This is a genomic window from Kutzneria sp. NPDC052558 (assembly GCF_044547355.1).
Lineage (GTDB): Bacteria > Actinomycetota > Actinomycetes > Mycobacteriales > Pseudonocardiaceae > Kutzneria.
Genome location: NZ_JBIUAG010000029.1, coordinates 43,005 through 58,961, shown reverse-complemented (window position 1 = coordinate 58,961; position 15,957 = coordinate 43,005). Strand labels below are relative to the sequence as shown.

Below are 15,957 nucleotides of genomic sequence, written 5' to 3'. Positions count from 1 at the left end.
GAATCGCCATGGTCGTACGCCTCGGGCATCGTCGAGCGGTAATGACCGGGACTTGCGGACGAGCACCGGGCGGGAGTTGGGCAGCCGGCCAAGACGTGCGATCGATGGCCCGGAACGCGATCGTCGCGGCTGCCCGTCCGTCGCGTGACGGTGCGGCGGTGTCGGGGATGGCCTCGGTGAGGATGTGTCCCAGCACGGCATCGTACAGGGCGTCGGCGAGGGCGGGGTCGCGGTGGCGCCTGCATGCCGGCCGCCCCGGCGACACCTCGGGTGGCGACGGCGCCTGGCCCCTGTTCCCGCAGCAGTCGCGCCGCCACGTCCACGACCCGCGTCCGCGCGTCGGGTCCCGTGCTCTCGCCACGGCCACCTGCCCGACGGTCCGTCCCGTCGGCACCCGGAGGTGACCTTCATTCCTTGACCGCCCACGGCCGGGTCGGTCGCGCTGCCGACCGTTACACATCCTGGTGGGATCGAGAGGGAATCGACAGGCTCGCCGGCGCTTTGTCCTGACTGAGGCTCGTCTCAGCGAATGGTTTTGCCTGTGGCGCCAGGCCGTGCCAGTCTCGCGCGGTGCCGGCACGCGGTCCGCACACTGCACGGGACGAGGAGCGAATGATCGAGGTTTTCGGTGTCACCAAACGTTATGGGGACCGGGTCGCCGTCGACGATGTGACGTTCACCGTCCGTCCTGGGAAGGTCACCGGATTCCTGGGGCCGAACGGGGCCGGGAAGTCCACCACGATGCGGATGATCCTGGGGCTCGACGCCCCGACCGCGGGCGAGGTGCGGGTCAACGGCAAGCGCTACGCCGACCATCCCGCGCCGCTGCGCGAGGTGGGGGCGTTGCTCGAGGCCAAAGCGGTCCACACTGGACGGTCGGCGTACAACCATCTGCTCGCGCTGGCGCTGACGCACGGCATTGCGCGGCGGCGCGTCGACGAGGTCGTCGAACTGGTCGGGCTCAGGGACGTGGCGCGCAAGCGGGTCGGCGGCTTCTCTCTCGGCATGGGACAACGCCTCGGCGTCGCCGCGGCGCTGCTGGGCGATCCGCACACGCTGGTGCTCGACGAACCGGTCAACGGGCTCGACCCCGAGGGCGTGCGCTGGATCCGGCACCTCCTGCGATCGCTGGTCGCCGACGGTCGCACGGTGTTCCTGTCCTCGCACCTGATGAGCGAGATGGCGTTGACCGCCGACCACCTCGTGATCATCGGCAAGGGCCGGCTGATCGCCGACACCTCGATGGCGGAGTTCACCGCCCGCTTCTCCCGCAAGGTCGTCCGGGTCCGCGCGCGGGAGGCCAGCACGCTGCGGGACCTGCTCGTCGGGCCCGAGGTGACGGTGACCGCGCAGGAAACCGGCCTGCTGGAGGTGCACGGCCTGACCAGCGGTGAGATCGGGCAACTGGCCTGTGACAACGGGATCCCGCTGGACGAGCTGACGCCGGTCGTCGCCTCGCTGGAAGAGGCGTTCATGGATCTCACCCAGGACGCCGTCGAATTCGGCGTCCACCGCGACGTGCTCACCGAAAGGACCGCGTCATGACCGCCACGCTCACCGAAACCCAGCCGTCGCCGGCAGCACGGACACCACTGCCGAACGACATCCGGGTCACCCAGCTGCGCGTGATGCGCTCGGAGTGGCACAAGTTCTGGTCGCTGCGGTCCTCGTACTTCACGCTGGCCGCGACGCTGATCGCGATGATCGGCTTCGGCGGCGTGTTCGCCGCGGTCACCGCCAACCGCTGGCCGCACATGCGGCCGGGCGAGCAGGCGCACTTCGACCCGACCGCGGTGAGCCTGCGCGGGTTCTACCTCGCCCAGCTCGTCGTCGGCGTGCTCGGCGTGCTGATCGTCACCGGCGAGTACAGCACCGGCATGATCCGCTCCAGCCTCGGCGCCGCCCCACGCCGGCTGCCCGTCCTCGTGGCCAAGGCCGTCGTGTTCGCCGTGATCACGCTGGTGGTCACCGTGGTGACCGCGGTCCTGGCGTTTTTCCTCGGCCAGTACCTGCTCAGCTCGCAGCACATCGAGACCACCATCGGCGCCGACGGCGTGGCGCGGGCGGTCGTGGGCACCGGGTTGTATCTGACGGTTGTCGGGCTGATGGGTGTCGGTCTGGGGTTCGTTGTCCGCAGCACGGCCGGAGCCATCGCCAGCCTGTTCGGGATCCTGCTTGTGCTGCCGGTGCTGGGCGAGGCCCTGCCGACCGACTGGGCCACGAACATCGATCCCTATCTGCCGAGCAATGCCGGCCAGCAGTTGATGGTCGTGCATCCCGACGCGGCGGCTCTGCTCGGTCCGTGGTCGGGGTTCGGGGTCTTCTGCGGCTATGCCGCCATCGCTCTGCTCCTCGGCGCAGTGCTGCTGCGCCGACGCGACGCCTGACGGCACGAGAGTCACCGGTGCTGGACGGTGGCGACCCGGTCGAAGACGGCGTCGCCGGTTCGCTCCACGGCACACGTGGCGACAACGCTGCCCGCGAGCAGAACGAGGACGACGGCCGCGAGCCACGGCCGAGGGCCCGGCGGGGGCGACAGGAGCGCGCGGACCCGCTGGGGCACTTGGCCTCCGGTCGCGGCCGGTGTGAGGGGGTGGCTTCCGACGTCGTGCCGCAGCAGGGCGACCCGAGCGATCGTGCGGGCGACGAGCCGGCGGTCGCCGACCTGCCGAGCGGCGTCCTCGTCGGCCCAGCGCTCGACGGCGTGCCGGATGACGGCGACGGTCGGCCGCAGCAAGGGGTTCGCGGCCTCGGCGAGGTCGGCCAGCACCAGCAGCCAGGCGTGCCGATGGCGCAGGTGAGCCCGCTCGTGCGCGATCACCACCCGCCGTTCCTCCGGCGCCAGCGCGGCCATCAGCGCCGAGGTGACAACGATGCGACCGCCCGGAGACGGGGTGGCGAAGGCGTCCGGGCGGTCGCTGTCCACGATGATCACCGTCGACGACCAGCCACGGTGGAGCCGCCGCACGTCCACCAGCGCGCGGCCGCACCGGATCGTCCGCACCAGCAGGCGCAGGCCGGCGGCGGACAGCAGCGCGAAGCAGCCGACGGCGATGAACTCCGGCACCGGGCTGACCACGTCGAGTTCGCTCGGCGACCATTCGGCGAACCAGGCGATGGCCGGGGCCTGCCCGAGCCAGGTGAGGGCGAGCACCGCCAGCACGAACCCGGTCGAGCCGGCCACCAGCAGGCTGCCGGCCGTCAGCACGCAGGCGGCGATGGCCGGCGGCAGCCGATGGCCCAGCCGTGGCGCGACCGCCACGAACAGCAGCATCGCCGCGAGCGCGGCCAGCGCCGAGGCGGTCATCGGTCCAGCAGACTGCGCAGCAGCTGCTCGTCACCGGGGCTGAGCCCGTCGACGAACCGGGTGAGCACGGTGGCCCGGTCACCGTCGGAGAGCAGCAGGGCCATCCGCCGGGCGGTGAGCTCGGCGGCGTCGTACGGCGCGGAGTAACCGTAGCCACGGCCGACGGCCTCGCGGGTGATCTCGCCCTTGTCGAACAGCCGCGACAACACCGTGAGCACGGTGGTGTACGCGAGATCGCCGTCGAGGGCGTCCCGCACCTGCCCGGGCGTCATCGGCCCGCCCGCCGCGGCCAGCACGGCGTGGATCTCGCGCTCCAGACCGCCCCGGGTGCGTCGCGGCATGCCCCACCTCCTACTACGCAAGTGTAGTAGATTCGAAATGGTTACTACACGTCTGTAGTAGAGGACTCTCATCGTGACCTGCCTGGCAATTGCCCTCGCCGCTGTCGGCGCGCTGTGCTTCGCCGTCGCCGCCTGGCTGCAACAGGCCGCCGTCCGCACCGCGGCCGACGGAGACGACCTACGCCTGTCGGGCTGGCTGCGCATGGTTCGGGCGCCGCGCTGGCTGTCCGGCTTCGGGCTCACCGGGCTCGGTGGCGGTCTGCACGCCTGCGCCCTCGGCCTCGCCCCGCTGAGCGTGGTCCAGCCGGTCGGCGTGGTCGCCGTCGCGGTGACCACCGTCCTGGCCGTCCGTTCCACCGGCGGCCGGTTGACGTCCTCGACGTGGCTCGCGGTGATCGCCAGCACCGCGGGCATCGGTCTGTTCGTGCTGATGTCAGCCCACTGGGCGGTGATGCCGACGCTCTCGGCGGGCGCCGAGGCGCGCGCCGGCGCCCTGACCGCGGTCGGTGTCCTCGGGTTGGGGGCATTCGGCGCGGTGACCGCGGGCCGCGCGCGTTGTCTGGCCTACGCGGCGGCCGCAGGCATGGCCTACGGCCTGGTTTCGGTGTACGCGCATTCCCTGGCCGTGGATGGCCTCGCCCACCTGCATGTGGCCGCCGCGCTGGGATTGGTTGTCGCGCTCGCGGTCGGCCTGTGGTTCGTCCAGCACGCCTACGCCGCCGGACCGCCGCAGGTCGTGATCGCCTGCCAGACCGTGATCGACCCGATGCTCGGAGTCGGCGTCGGCCTCGGCCTGTTCGGCGAGGCCGACGCCTTGCCCCGGTTCGCCGCGGCCGTTCTGGTGGCCTGCGCCGTCGTCGCGGTCACCGGCGTGCTCCTGCTCGCCCGAGAACACATCCGTCCACAGTGGAGCCGCTCTTGAGTGCTCAGGCCTGGACGAGCGCGAAGTAGCCGAGGCAGCCCAGGCCGGCGAGCACGCAGTAGATCGCGAACGGCGTCAGGGTGCGGGTCTCGAAGTAGCGGACAAGGAATCGCACCGACAGGTACGCCCCGACCCCGGCGACAACGCTGCCGACGATGGTCGGCCCGATCGCGTCGTGCATCTCCGGCCGGGCCAGCTCCGGCAGCTTGAGCAGCCCGGCGGCGGCGATGACCGGCGTGGCCAGCAGGAAGGCGAAGCGGGCGGCGTCGTCGTGGCGCAGCCCGCGCAGCAGGCCACCGGCGATGGTCACGCCGGAGCGGCTGATTCCGGGCAGTAGAGCCAAGATCTGGCACGCGCCGATGCCGATCGCCTCCCACCAGCCGAGCCGGGACAGCCGCGCGTCGCTGGCAACCTCGGTGGACACCGCCGCCATCACCATCGTCGCCTCGGCGTCCTGCGTGGTCCGACGTTGCCGGCGGTAGAGCCGCTCGACCACGAACAGCACCACGCCGTTGAGCACGAGGAACGCGGCCGCCGGCACCGGTTTGCCCAGGTACTGGCGCATCACGCTGTCCAGCGCGAGGCCGGCGACGCCGACCGGGATCGTCGCCGCGACCAGCAGCCAGGCCAGCCGCTGGTCGGGTGTGGCGATCCGGCGGTCGCGAACGGAGGTGAGCAAGCCGCCGACGATCCGCACCCAGTCGCGCCAGAAGAAGACCACCAGCGCGGCCGCGGTCGCCACGTGCATGGCGACCAGGGTGTCCAGGTACGCGGAGCCGTTGGCCGACATGTCCAGGTCGGCGGCCCAACCGCCGCCGATCAGCGCCGGCAGCAGCACGGAGTGGCCCAGGCTGGAGACCGGGAAGAGCTCGCTGACGCCCTGGAGCAGGCCGACGACGATCATCTCCGGGTAGGTGGGTGCGGACATCTGCGCTCGCTTTCGCTCGAACTACTACATCACTGTAGTAGTTCGAGCGGATGCCGGCGCGAAGGCCCCCGCGGACGGCGTCAGCGCAGGCCCGGCAGGACCTGGGTGTGCTCGGCCCGAACCGCCGCCAGCGCGTTCGGGTTCAGCCGCAGCAGCGAGAGGATGCTGGGCGCGATCTGCGTGGTCGACACCGGAGCGTCGACCGCGTGATGCCCGCGCACGCCCGCGCCGGACACGACCAGCGCCACGTCCCGGTCGTCGGGGGCGGCCCCGCCGTGCTCGGCGATCTTGGACTTCTTGCCGGTGTAGACCACGCCGTACTGCACGACGCCGACGAGGTCGGGAACGCGGGGATCACCGGCCGAGGTGTGGAAATAGGACAGTCCACTATGGACAGACGAGAGCCCGGACGCGGTGAACGGCTTGGCCGCGCCGGTGATGTCGTTGCCGGCGCCGTTCTGCGCCAGCAGGTAACGCTGGGCGAAGTCGAACGCGGCGGCGGAGCGGTCGTTGAGCCACAACAGCATCGCGTCGTCGTCGGTGGAGTAGGCGACCAGGTCGCCGCTGCCCGGGTGCGCGGATTTCCAGGCGGCGTTCAGGCCGTCGAGCAGCGGACCGTCGGCGATGCGGGTCAGCGCGGACGGATCGGTCGGCGACTGGCCGTGCTTGGCCGACAGGATGATCGTGGTGTGGTCGGCGAGGTGACGCCTGGCCAGTTCGGCGGTCAGCGAGCCGATCTCGCGGTCGACCGAGTCCAGGGCGCTCGCCAGCAGCGGGCCGGGCGTGCCGTCGGCGAGGTAGCCGCCGGCCGGCAGCTTCTGCGCGGTCGACACGGTCTGGAAGTTGAGGCCGAAGACCGCGGGCGTGCCGAGGCGGGTGGTCCCGGAGTGGTCGAAGCCGTCGATCTCGTTGCGCACGGCCTGCACCTTGTAGTGGTCGTACTGGCGCGTGGCGTTGTTGTCGGTGGTCCAGTCGCCGCTGCCGACACTGCTGTTGATCTCCGGCGTGAACAGGTCCTGGATGCCGACGCCGGACGGCCCGTTCAGGATCGCGTACGCCGGATGCTTGTCCGACCAGGCCGTGCGCAGGCCGGCGGCGCGGGCCACCTCGAACACGGTGTTGACCTTTAGGTACTGGCCGGGCTGCACCGGCCGGCAGGTCGACGGGTCGACCGGCAGCGCGGACTGCTGGATCAGCGACTGCGGCGCTCCGGTCATGCCGAGGATGGAATTCGGCAATCCGGCCAGGCCCTGGCCGGCGTCGAGCTTGGTCTTGTCCTTGTCCAGGTCCTCGGTGAGGTCGACCTCGGCCCCGGGCGTCGCGCCGGCGCAGTTGGTGGTGCCGGCCGGCAGCAGCGCGTGGTTGTAGGTGGCGTCGTAGTAGATGCCGGTGGTGGCCGGGCCGCCGCCGGTGAGCTGGCCGACCATGCCCGGGAAGGAGTCGGACGGCACCGGGGTCCTGGCGTGCGAGTAGTCGAGACCGTCGCGGGTGAGGCTGGCCAACGCCGAGTTCGGGTGCTGGCGCACGTACCAGGCCAGGTCGGTGGCGTGCAGGCCGTCCACCGAGATCAGCAGCACGTGCCGCTGCGACGGGGCCGCCGCGACCGGCCCGGCCGCGGCGGCCACCAGGCTCGTCACGAGGGCCGCCACCAACGTCGTTCTGCGCATGCGTCGCTCCCGTCGCCAACTACTACGAAGTCGTAGAAGTTCTAGGCGACGCGGATGTACCCGACCTGAACGCGGCATGAACCGCTCAAGGCCTTCTCCGACAACGACATGGCCGCATGCCCGATCGACAGCGCACGCACAGCTAAGTACTACATTGCTGTAGTAGTTTTGCCGCCATGACCTCGACAGCATCGGCTCCCCTGGTCGACGAGGACGCCGCGCCACCGCGGCTGCGAATCGTCATCGGGGCCGACACGTATCCGCCGGACGTCAACGGCGCAGCGAACTTCGCGTCGAGGCTGGCGGTCGGCCTGGCCGGGCGCGGCCATGACGTGCACGTGCTGTGCCCGTCAACGGATGCGCGGTCACTCACCGAGTCGCACACGGGCATCACCGTGCACCGCATCGCCTCCGTGGGCACACCAGTGCATCCCACGTTCCGCATATGCCGCCCGATGCTGGCATTTCGGGCCGCACAGGACCTGCTGTCCGAACTCGCACCGGACCTGGTGCACATCCAGGCGCACTTCGTCGTCGGCCGCGCGCTGGCGGCGTCGGCGAGCCGCCGCCGCATCCCCGTCGTGGCGACAAACCACTTCATGCCGGAGAACCTGCACGGCTATCTGCCCGTGCCGAAGACGCTTCGAGCAGCGGTGTCCCGCCTGGGTTGGTGGGATCTGCGCCGAGTGCTGCGCGCCGCGCAGGTCGTCACGGCCCCGACGCAGCAGGCCGTTCGACTGCTTGCCGAGAACGGGGTTCCGTCAGCGGTCGCGGTCTCGTGCGGGATCGACCTGACCAGGTTTCCGACCCCGGCGCCGGCCTCGGACCGCCTGGTGCCCCACGTGTTGTTCGTCGGCCGCTTGGACGAGGAGAAACGCGTGGGCGAACTCCTTCGCGCGGTGCACCGCCTACGCGGTGACGTTCGCGTGCGGGTCGAGATCGTCGGCGACGGGAAATGCCGGCAGGCATGGCAGAACCTGGCCGGTCGACTGGGCATCGCCGGCGATGTGACCTTCCATGGACACATCGACGAGGACGCGCTCATCGCCGCCTATCTGCGTGCGGACGTGTTCTGCATGCCGGGAGTCGCCGAACTCCAGAGCCTGGCCACAATGGACGCCCTCGCCGCCGGCAAGCCGGTCGTCGCCGCCGACGCGATGGCGTTGCCCCATCTCGTGCGGCCGGGTGAAACCGGGTGGCTCTATCCGCCGGGAGACACCGCGGCCCTCGCCGATCGGCTACGCCGCCTGCTGGTCGACCCCTCGGCGCGGGTCCGCATGGGTGCGGCCGGCCGCGTGCTCATCGCACAGCACACGATGGAGAGCACGCTCGACCGCTTCGAGACCATGTACCGCAGTGTGGCCGTGCGGCTCCCGCTCGCGTAGGCGACCAAGCGTCGAGCACAGCGATCACCGGCCTCTCCATGGACGGGCCTCAGACACCGACATCGGCCACCAGGTGCACGGCCGTCACGCCGGCCACCGCGCATTCCTCGTCGCGTTCGGGCCGGTCCCCGCTGACCCCGACCGCGCCCAGCAGGGCGCCCGACCCGTCACGCACCAGGACACCGCCGGCCGCCGGCATCAGGCGTCCGCCGGAGATGGTCGAGAACACGCCGTAGATGGCCGGGTTCACCGCGCAACGCTCGGCCAGGGCCCGGCCGCCGAGCCCCATGCCGAGGCATCCCCAGGCTTTGGCGAACGCGATGTCGGGTCGGAGGATGCCGCTGGTGTCCTCACGTTTGAGCACCTGGAGGTGTCCTCCCGGATCGAGCACGGCGACGGTGAGCGGCGCGCAGCCGAGCTCCCGCGCGTGCGCGAGCGCGGTGTCCGCTATCGCGGTCGCCAGGCGCAGCGTCAGCGACGTGGCAGTTGCCATGACCGGTTGCTCCTCAGCTGAGCGTCGGGCTGGTCTCGACGGCGTCGAACTGAGGCATGATCACGTCCGCGGCCGACTTCGGGGCCCGTTTCTCCGTCGGGAGGCCGAAGAGCTGGCAGGCGTTGCCGCCGAGGATCTTCCGCTTCGCCTGGTCGGTGAGAAACGGGAGATCGTGGATGACGCTGGGGACGTCGAAGTCCCAGTGCGGGTAGTCCGATGAGTACACCAGCGTGTTCTCCGCGTCGATCAGCTTGAAGGTCTCCTCCAGCATGGACATGGGCGCGGTGCGCTCCATCGGCTGCGTGGAGAACCACATGTCGCGCAGGTAGTCGCCGGGCATCCTGGTCAGTCCGGGGCATTCCGACGTGCGCATCAGGTACTCGTTGTCCAGGCGCTGCATCAGGAACGGCAGCCAGGCCAGGCCCGACTCCAGCCACATCAGCTTGAGCCGGGGGAACCGCTCGGGAATGGCGTTCACCAGCATGTTCGTCAGATGCACCATGTTGGTGAAGGTGAAGCCGAGCGCGTGCGCGGAGATGAACTTGTTGAGCTGGGCGAAGCTCTGCTCGTGCCAGTTGTAGCCCGCGTGGAAGGCCAGCGGTTTCCCGGTCTCCTGGATCGCCGAGTACACCGGCGCGTACTCGTTGGCGTGCACCGGCCGGTAGCGCACCGACGTGACCATGAAGCCGATGACGCCCGGCGTGTCCCCGAAGTCCTCGACGACCCGCAGGCTCGCCGCGGCGTCGTTGAACGGCAGGTAGACGAAGGTCTTGACCCGGTCGTCCTGGGTGAGCAGCTCCTCGGTGAGCCAGCGCGTGTACGCCCGCGCGAGGACGACCTCGACCTCCGGCGCCGGATGCAGGGACAGGTGCAGCATCGAGGACGGGAACATGATCGAGTAGTCGATGCTCATCATGTCCATGGCCCACAGCATCCTGGCCATGTCGGGGTGGTGGTTCGGCCGCGCGGCGGCCTCGATCGCGCCGGGCAGCTGCTGGCCGGCCCGCAGTATCCGGCCCGAGACCTCCTGGTTGCCCAGCTGCGCCGTGACCACGTTGCCGCTGCGGGCCGAGTCCTGCTTGCCGCGCGAGGTCATCGCCCGCACCCAGTCGCGGATCTGGTCGTCCTCGATGAACGGCGCGATCTCGCGCCAGCGGCCGTTCTCGAAGTGGTGGGAGTCGACGTCGACTATCGCAAACTCGTGGAATCCGCGGTCGTCGGCCTGACGACGGGCGTTGGCCAGCAGGTTGCGCACCGGCACGCGTCCCCGGTCGTAGAACTCATCCACGGCTGTTGTCCACCTTCCGGTCGGGGATGCGCACGGTGGGCGGCAGGGCGCCAGGCCGGCCGCCGAAGTTCTCCCACATGGCCAGTTCGAACACCTCCAGGTTCACCGCGCTGAGCAACGCGCTGGCGGCGCGGGCCGCGTCGGTCGCGGTCACCTGGTGGCCGGCCGAGAGGATCGACACGGACTCGCCCTCGGCGTCGACCAGTGCGCCGTAGGCGGTCACGACATACTCGGCAAGCACGCGGAGCCCGTCGACCGTCACATCCAGGGACAGCAGTTCGGCCAGGCGATCCTGGTTATTCGACGACGACATAGACCTGTCCTTCCTCGATCTGGATCGGATAGCTCGCCAGCCGCAGCCGGCGGTCACCGCAGAACTCGCCGGTCCGCAGGTCGTACTCCCAGCCGTGCCAGGGGCACACCAGATGCGGCTCGGACCGGTCGTGCCTCTCGCCCGCGGTGCGACCGTCGTCAGTGAAGATCGCCCGCAGCCGGGGGAAGTACCGGCCTTCGCAGACCGGGCCGCCCTGGTGCAGGCAGAGGTTGGCGTAGGCCCGGAACTGCTCGCCGACGCGGAAGACACCGATGGTCCGGTCCGCGTGGTCCACCAGGCGGCGCTCGCCGTCCTCGAAGTCGTCGACCGCGCCGGCGTGGATGCGTTGGGACACGTTTGCCTTGGGCATGGTGCCTGCCTTTCGTGCGGATGTGGTCGGCGCTGGCGCCGCGACGACGCCTGCGGTCAGTCCTTGTCCAGCTCGGGTTCCAGGGCGCGCAGGGCGTCGATCACGTTCGCCCAGTGGCGGCGCATCGCCCGATCGGCGCCGTCCGGCGACCGGGCGCAGATCTCGTCGATCAGGGCGAGGTGGTCGGACAGGGAGTGCTGTGGCCCGCCCCGGCGCAACGTGATCCGGTACTGGTGCCGGACGGTCTGCGCACGCAGCCGGGTCAGGGCGCTGGCGGCCACGGCCTGGCCGGCGATGTCCCGGATCCGCTGATGCAGGACCGCGTTGAGGTCCGCGTACGTCGTCGCGTCCTGGCCCGCGGCCGCCCGGCGCATGTCCTGCGCGAGCGTGCGGAGCTCCTGGACGTCGGGTTCGGTGATGCGCTCGGCGGCCTTGGCGGCGCACAGAGCCTCCAGGCACATCCGCACCTCGGTGATCTCGATCGCCTCGGTCAGGCTCACCGACTGGACCACCGCGCTGCGATTGCGCACGAGCTCGACCAGCCGCTCGTGGCCGAGTTCGGTCAGCGCGGCCCGCACCGTGTCCCGGGACCCGCCATAGCGTGCGCACAGTTCCGCCACGACAAGGCGCTGTCCTGGCACGAAACGGCCCTCAAGGATTCCGCGCCGAATGAGGTCCAGCACCGATCGCGAAGGATGATCCACAAGGACCTGGTCATCAGGGGACGTCTCAACCACGACCGACCGCCTCTACCACACAATCGCGGAAAAAACCGACATCACGGAGGGGATTGTGAACAATACCAAGGACTCCACGATGAACCCGACGTGCCGCGAATGTCAAGCAGGACCAGGCCGACTGTGCATGACGAACTGTCATATCGGCCAGACTGTGCGATCTGCCCCCACCTTGACAGTGGATTCTTGCCGGAGAGATAGTCGCCTAATCTCGTCGACAATCACGCGATATACGGACGTTGTGACGAGAGAGCAGGAGAGCCGGCGGGAGCCGGAAGTCCCTGTTGCGCCACGGGCAAGCGAAAGTCGCCGTCGCACATCGCCGACCGCACGGGCACTCTGCCGTCAGGTCTCACGAATGGACGAATGCGCCTTTCGCATGTCGTGCCTGCCATCAAGGTCTGGACAGCCCGGCCGGAAGGACGTGAAGCCGGTGCCGACAAGTACGGACAACACCGAACTCGCGGTTGGCCCGCACACCGCGACGACGAACTGGTGGGACCGCAACCTGCTGGCGCGCAGGGCAGTCCTCGTAATGCGCGTGCTCGGCCGGCGAGAGTTGGCCGCGATCACGCTCAACCGAAGCATCCTGCCCACGCTGTCACAGTTCGTCGGCGCGATCGGCGATCCAGCGCAGGACGCTCAGATGGCACAGCGGATTGCACGGGAGGGCTCAACGGTGAGCTATGTCCAGACGACCAACCTGCCCCCGTCGGCCGACCAGCCGACCGCCGGCCCGGCCATGATCGCCCTGCGCACCGAGGTCCTGAAGTCGGTCCGCACCCGAGAGGCGGAGGCAGCATGACCGCGCGCACCTGGGGAGCCCTCGCCGTGGCCGCGCTGGCGCTGGTCGTTGGATGCTCGTCCAACAACCTCACGACCACCGCCGACGGCTTGCGGACCATCACCGTCGGCGTCAGCCCTTCGGCGGCGACGTCGGCGCCGATGTACCTGGCTGTGCAGCAGGGTGTGTTCCGCAAGCTCGGTCTCCAGCTCACCCTGGCCCCGCACACCGACGCGGGCACGATGGTGCCGGACCTGCTCAGCGGGAAGAGCGATTTCGGCATGGTGAGCTTCGGCCCATTGGTCTCGGCCGTCGAGAGCGACCTGCCGATCAGAATGGTCGGCCTCGCCGCACAGGAGCACACCGGGCAGAACCGGTCGGTGGCCATCGTCGTGGCCAGCGGCAGCACCGCCGCCGACATGCGAGGCATGCGCACCTTCGCCAACTCCAGCCCCGACCGCGACCCGCTCGACCAACTCGCCGTCACCGGACTCGGCGGCGACTACCGGGCCATGCGACTGGTCTCGGTCCCGTCCGGGTCGATCGCCGACGTGGTGGCCAGCGGGCGGGCCGACGCCGGCCGGCTCTACGGGCCGTTCCTCAGCCAGGCGCTGGCCACCGGCCGGGTCAAGGTCCTGCACTACGTGGAGGGCGACCTGGACCTCGGCGGCTCGCCGGCCTCGCCGTTCGTCGCGGCGCTGCCGTTCCTGGCCGGCAACTCCGATGTGGCGCAACGGTTCATGCAGGGCGTGACCCAGGCCTACGCCTACGCCGCCTCGCACCAGGACGAGATCGCCCAGTACTCCGGGCAGACTCCCCTGTCGCACACACCGGTGAAGGTCAGCGAGCTCCCCAGCTTCCCGGCCGACGGTGTCGACCGCACCGCGGTCCGGCAGACCCTGGACCTCTACCAGCGAGAGGGCTACCTCACCAAGCAGGTGGCCGTCTCCGACATCGTCTGGCAACCGCCTCAGTGACGACCACACGAATCCCTGAAGTAGAACGCATCGGAGGTTGTCTTCCATGACCGCAGCACAGAACGGCCAGTACCTGAAGGAGATCCAGCGTGTCCCCGCGTCCGGCGCGCGGTGCGTGAGCTGGTTCCAGGTCGGCGGTGACGACTACATCGCCGTGGGCCAACTCGCCTATGACGCGCCGGGAACGCCCGCCGGGATGAACGGGGGCACGTCCAACACGGACGTGCTGCTGTTCAAGCGGGAGGGCGACCAGTGGGCGCTTTCCGGCACGCTGCCCGGAAACGGCGGCGAGGACGCCGAGTTCTTCACCATCGACGGCCGGCACTTCCTCGCGATCGCCTCGATCCGCAGCGGCAGCGGGCCCTACAACTTCAACCAGGGCCAGCCCATCTACGTCTGGGAGGACGACCACTTCGAGCCGTTCCAGATGATCCTGGGCTACGGCGCCAAGCAGTGGCGGCACTTCACCATCGACGGCCAGCACTTTCTCGCTCTGGCCCAGAACCGGCCGGGCAAGCAGGACGTGCCCTCACACGTGTTCCGCTGGGACGGCGAGAAGTTCCAGCCGTTCCAGGACATCCCGTCCCGCGGCGGCTACAACTTCCAGGCCTTCGAGATCGACGGCGCCACCTACCTCGCGCACGCCGACCATCAGCGGCCGGGCGCGCTCTACCGCTGGACCGGCGACCGCTTCGTGCACCACCAGGATCTGGTGGAGATGGGCGGCCGGGCCTACGAGTTGCTCACCGACGACACCGGCACCTATCTCGCGGTGGCCAACATCAGGCACGACTCGCTGCTGTTGCGGTGGGACGGCGGGAAGTTCGTCGAGCACCAGGTGCTCGACGGCGGCGAGGGCGGCCGCGAGCTGACCGTGATCGAAACCGACCAGGGCACGTTCGTGGTGCGGGTCAACTTCATCGCCGGCGGGCCGCAGAACCCGCATCCGCCGATGAAGTCCCAGGTCTACCGCCTGGTCGCCGGGAAGCTGGCGGTGGTGCAGGAGTTCGACACCTGCGGCGCCTGCGACGTGACCCACTTCCCGCTGCCCGACGGCGGCATCGGGGTCGCCACCTCCAGCGGCCTCAACGCGCGGGTCGGCTTCGCCTCCGAGTCCACGATCTACCGATTCGACCCGACGGGCCGGCTGTGACTGAGAAGGAGGGGGCATGACCGCAGTGCACGAGAGCGCCGAGATGGTCAGGCTGTTCCGGACCTACACCAATCCCGGCGCGCCGGAGCGGGACAGCACCGGCGACCACCTGAGCCGGGCCTCGTACGAGGACAACTACGGCCATCCGCTGCTGGCCGTCACCAACCGCCATGTCGGGCTGTTCCCGGGCAACGACGCGCCGCCGATCACCAAGGGGTTCCGGCACACCACCCTGGGCTTCAAGGAACTCGCCGGCGTCTCGCATCTCGCGCCGGCGATCGCCAGCCTGATCCGGCTGAAAGAACTCGGCCGGCAGGAGGTCGCGCTGCGGGATGCCGCTCGGTTGCTCTCCGACATCGACGCCGTCCGCGCCGCGAACACCGTCGACCTGTGGCGCGAGGACATCCACGCCGAAGCGTTCGGGGGTCGGGAAGAATCGATCTTCCGGATGGTGGACTACGGCTGCGCGGTCACGGCCCGCTACCTGCGCCGAGGACTCGCCGACCCGGAGTGCTTCTCCGCCGAGACCCTGCGGGACGACCTGATGACCGGCAGCGGCGCCGACGAGCTGCCGATCGGCTTCGGTCGAGTCGTCATCGGCACCTTCGCGCTGGTCGGCGCCAACAATTCGGCCCGCATGATCCGCTGGTTCGACTCGGTCGGCCTGGACTGGGAACACGTCATCCTGATGCTGGTCGGCCGCCAGGGCCGACCCACCTCCGGAGTCACACTCGGCTCCAACAGCCTGGGCCGAATCCTGCGCATCGCCTCACGCGGCCGACTGGCCGACGAACGCATCTTCATCGCCCCCCACGCCCCCGCGTTCCCCGACCCCAACGGCGCCAACAACCACGAGATCGCCGCCGTCGAACAGCCACTGCGCTGGACGATCGCCCGAGTGATGGCCGCCGTCGAACTGGCCCCGGTGCTGTTCCCCGACTCGCCACGCTTCGTGCCACCACCGGTCTACGGCCCCGACCTGACCAAGGACACCACACAGATCACCGAAATGCCGCGGATCACCGGCCCACACGACTGGACCGTGATGATCGCCCGCCAGCGGCTCGCGCTCGAGGACCCGCGCCAACTGCTGGCCAGCGGCGTCACCGACTACATGGCCGACCAACTGGTGCGCCACGGCAACGACCCGACCGCCATCGTCGTGCCCGGCGTCGACGGCATCACGTATCCGGAGCTGCCGTGAGGGCCGCGATCGCCAACGAGTCACTCAGCGCACTGCGAACCCGGGCGCCGGCGACACGGCGGACGTCGGCAACCAGTCCGAGTGACCG

The 15,957-nt window shown here is 69.9% G+C and carries 17 protein-coding genes; 8 read left to right on the top strand and 9 right to left on the bottom strand.

What is annotated here, in order from left to right; all coding sequences use genetic code 11:
- Positions 1-612: 612 nt before the first annotated feature.
- Both ACIG5F_RS37795 and ACIG5F_RS37790 read left to right on the top strand, forming a co-directional pair.
- On the top strand, positions 613-1,545 hold the full coding sequence (locus tag ACIG5F_RS37795) for an ABC transporter ATP-binding protein (RefSeq protein ID WP_396524825.1): 933 nt from the start codon (positions 613-615) through the stop codon (positions 1,543-1,545).
- Positions 1,542-2,387 carry an ABC transporter permease subunit gene (locus ACIG5F_RS37790; RefSeq protein WP_396524824.1) on the top strand — a complete coding sequence of 282 codons (846 nt, stop codon included), beginning with the start codon at positions 1,542-1,544 and terminating at the stop codon, positions 2,385-2,387. Before ACIG5F_RS37795 ends, ACIG5F_RS37790 begins: the two co-directional genes overlap by 4 nt.
- An 11-nt stretch (positions 2,388-2,398) precedes the next feature.
- Here ACIG5F_RS37790 and ACIG5F_RS37785 read toward each other — a convergent pair whose 3' ends face one another.
- Positions 2,399-3,307, bottom strand: a complete 909-nt coding sequence (locus ACIG5F_RS37785; protein ID WP_396524823.1) for a M56 family metallopeptidase — start codon at positions 3,305-3,307, stop codon at positions 2,399-2,401.
- The gene (locus ACIG5F_RS37780) at positions 3,304-3,648 is read right to left on the bottom strand and encodes a BlaI/MecI/CopY family transcriptional regulator (protein ID WP_396524822.1); all 345 of its coding nucleotides are present in this window, start codon (positions 3,646-3,648) and stop codon (positions 3,304-3,306) included. The genes ACIG5F_RS37785 and ACIG5F_RS37780 overlap by 4 nt, the downstream gene beginning before the upstream one ends.
- A gap of 73 nt (positions 3,649-3,721) precedes the next feature.
- Between ACIG5F_RS37780 and ACIG5F_RS37775 the strand changes: the two genes are divergently transcribed.
- Positions 3,722-4,570, top strand: a complete 849-nt coding sequence (locus ACIG5F_RS37775; protein ID WP_396524821.1) for a hypothetical protein — start codon at positions 3,722-3,724, stop codon at positions 4,568-4,570.
- 4 nt (positions 4,571-4,574) lie between these two features.
- Here the strand turns inward: ACIG5F_RS37775 and ACIG5F_RS37770 are convergent, their stop codons facing one another.
- Complete coding sequence (locus ACIG5F_RS37770) at positions 4,575-5,498, bottom strand: undecaprenyl-diphosphate phosphatase (RefSeq protein ID WP_396524820.1); 924 nt, start codon at positions 5,496-5,498, stop codon at positions 4,575-4,577.
- Positions 5,499-5,578: 80 nt separating this feature from the next.
- Positions 5,579-7,165 (bottom strand): alkaline phosphatase family protein, encoded by a 1,587-nt coding sequence (locus ACIG5F_RS37765; RefSeq protein ID WP_396524819.1) that lies wholly within the window; start codon positions 7,163-7,165, stop codon positions 5,579-5,581.
- Between the two features lie 176 nt (positions 7,166-7,341).
- Here ACIG5F_RS37765 and ACIG5F_RS37760 point away from each other — a divergent pair, with 176 nt between their 5' ends.
- Positions 7,342-8,550: a glycosyltransferase gene (locus ACIG5F_RS37760; RefSeq protein ID WP_396524818.1), complete on the top strand. Its 1,209-nt coding sequence runs from the start codon at positions 7,342-7,344 to the stop codon at positions 8,548-8,550.
- A gap of 49 nt (positions 8,551-8,599) precedes the next feature.
- Here ACIG5F_RS37760 and ACIG5F_RS37755 read toward each other — a convergent pair whose 3' ends face one another.
- From ACIG5F_RS37755 to ACIG5F_RS37735, 5 genes are read right to left on the bottom strand one after another with little or no spacing between them, the layout of a single operon-like run.
- On the bottom strand, positions 8,600-9,043 hold the full coding sequence (locus tag ACIG5F_RS37755; protein ID WP_396524817.1) for a heme-binding protein: 444 nt from the start codon (positions 9,041-9,043) through the stop codon (positions 8,600-8,602).
- 13 nt (positions 9,044-9,056) lie between these two features.
- On the bottom strand, positions 9,057-10,331 hold the full coding sequence (locus tag ACIG5F_RS37750) for an amidohydrolase family protein (RefSeq protein WP_396524816.1): 1,275 nt from the start codon (positions 10,329-10,331) through the stop codon (positions 9,057-9,059).
- Positions 10,324-10,644, bottom strand: a complete 321-nt coding sequence (locus ACIG5F_RS37745; RefSeq protein WP_396524815.1) for a hypothetical protein — start codon at positions 10,642-10,644, stop codon at positions 10,324-10,326. The genes ACIG5F_RS37750 and ACIG5F_RS37745 overlap by 8 nt, the downstream gene beginning before the upstream one ends.
- Complete coding sequence (locus ACIG5F_RS37740) at positions 10,628-11,014, bottom strand: Rieske (2Fe-2S) protein (protein ID WP_396524814.1); 387 nt, start codon at positions 11,012-11,014, stop codon at positions 10,628-10,630. Before ACIG5F_RS37740 ends, ACIG5F_RS37745 begins: the two co-directional genes overlap by 17 nt.
- Positions 11,015-11,070: 56 nt before the next feature.
- A complete protein-coding gene (locus ACIG5F_RS37735; protein ID WP_396524813.1) occupies positions 11,071-11,697 on the bottom strand; it encodes a GntR family transcriptional regulator in 627 nt (208 codons plus the stop codon).
- 412 nt (positions 11,698-12,109) lie between these two features.
- On the opposite strand from ACIG5F_RS37735, the gene ACIG5F_RS37730 reads away from it, so the two are divergent.
- Genes ACIG5F_RS37730 through ACIG5F_RS37715 form a run of 4 tightly spaced genes read left to right on the top strand, consistent with a single transcriptional unit; the run spans position 12,110 to position 15,869 of the window.
- Entirely contained in the window at positions 12,110-12,556 is a 447-nt protein-coding gene (locus ACIG5F_RS37730; protein WP_396524812.1) for a hypothetical protein, read from the top strand.
- Positions 12,553-13,512, top strand: a complete 960-nt coding sequence (locus tag ACIG5F_RS37725) for an ABC transporter substrate-binding protein (protein WP_396524811.1) — start codon at positions 12,553-12,555, stop codon at positions 13,510-13,512. The genes ACIG5F_RS37730 and ACIG5F_RS37725 overlap by 4 nt, the downstream gene beginning before the upstream one ends.
- 46 nt (positions 13,513-13,558) lie before the next feature.
- Entirely contained in the window at positions 13,559-14,665 is a 1,107-nt protein-coding gene (locus ACIG5F_RS37720) for a hypothetical protein (protein WP_396524810.1), read from the top strand.
- 16 nt (positions 14,666-14,681) lie between these two features.
- Complete coding sequence (locus ACIG5F_RS37715; protein WP_396524809.1) at positions 14,682-15,869, top strand: DUF5624 domain-containing protein; 1,188 nt, start codon at positions 14,682-14,684, stop codon at positions 15,867-15,869.
- Positions 15,870-15,957: the final 88 nt, after the last annotated feature.

What these genes read in the sequence shown, in the direction of transcription:
- ACIG5F_RS37725 (WP_396524811.1), top strand. Translation starts at nt 12,553, where the DNA reads ATGACCGCGCGCACCTGGGGAGCCCTCGCCGTGGCCGCGCTGGCGCTG.
- ACIG5F_RS37745 (WP_396524815.1), bottom strand. Translation starts at nt 10,644, where the DNA reads ATGTCGTCGTCGAATAACCAGGATCGCCTGGCCGAACTGCTGTCCCTG.
- ACIG5F_RS37740 (WP_396524814.1), bottom strand. Translation starts at nt 11,014, where the DNA reads ATGCCCAAGGCAAACGTGTCCCAACGCATCCACGCCGGCGCGGTCGAC.
- ACIG5F_RS37755 (WP_396524817.1), bottom strand. Translation starts at nt 9,043, where the DNA reads ATGGCAACTGCCACGTCGCTGACGCTGCGCCTGGCGACCGCGATAGCG.
- ACIG5F_RS37780 (WP_396524822.1), bottom strand. Translation starts at nt 3,648, where the DNA reads ATGCCGCGACGCACCCGGGGCGGTCTGGAGCGCGAGATCCACGCCGTG.
- ACIG5F_RS37770 (WP_396524820.1), bottom strand. Translation starts at nt 5,498, where the DNA reads ATGTCCGCACCCACCTACCCGGAGATGATCGTCGTCGGCCTGCTCCAG.
- ACIG5F_RS37720 (WP_396524810.1), top strand. Translation starts at nt 13,559, where the DNA reads ATGACCGCAGCACAGAACGGCCAGTACCTGAAGGAGATCCAGCGTGTC.
- ACIG5F_RS37730 (WP_396524812.1), top strand. Translation starts at nt 12,110, where the DNA reads ATGGACGAATGCGCCTTTCGCATGTCGTGCCTGCCATCAAGGTCTGGA.
- ACIG5F_RS37765 (WP_396524819.1), bottom strand. Translation starts at nt 7,165, where the DNA reads ATGCGCAGAACGACGTTGGTGGCGGCCCTCGTGACGAGCCTGGTGGCC.
- ACIG5F_RS37715 (WP_396524809.1), top strand. Translation starts at nt 14,682, where the DNA reads ATGACCGCAGTGCACGAGAGCGCCGAGATGGTCAGGCTGTTCCGGACC.
- ACIG5F_RS37790 (WP_396524824.1), top strand. Translation starts at nt 1,542, where the DNA reads ATGACCGCCACGCTCACCGAAACCCAGCCGTCGCCGGCAGCACGGACA.
- ACIG5F_RS37785 (WP_396524823.1), bottom strand. Translation starts at nt 3,307, where the DNA reads ATGACCGCCTCGGCGCTGGCCGCGCTCGCGGCGATGCTGCTGTTCGTG.
- ACIG5F_RS37760 (WP_396524818.1), top strand. Translation starts at nt 7,342, where the DNA reads ATGACCTCGACAGCATCGGCTCCCCTGGTCGACGAGGACGCCGCGCCA.
- ACIG5F_RS37795 (WP_396524825.1), top strand. Translation starts at nt 613, where the DNA reads ATGATCGAGGTTTTCGGTGTCACCAAACGTTATGGGGACCGGGTCGCC.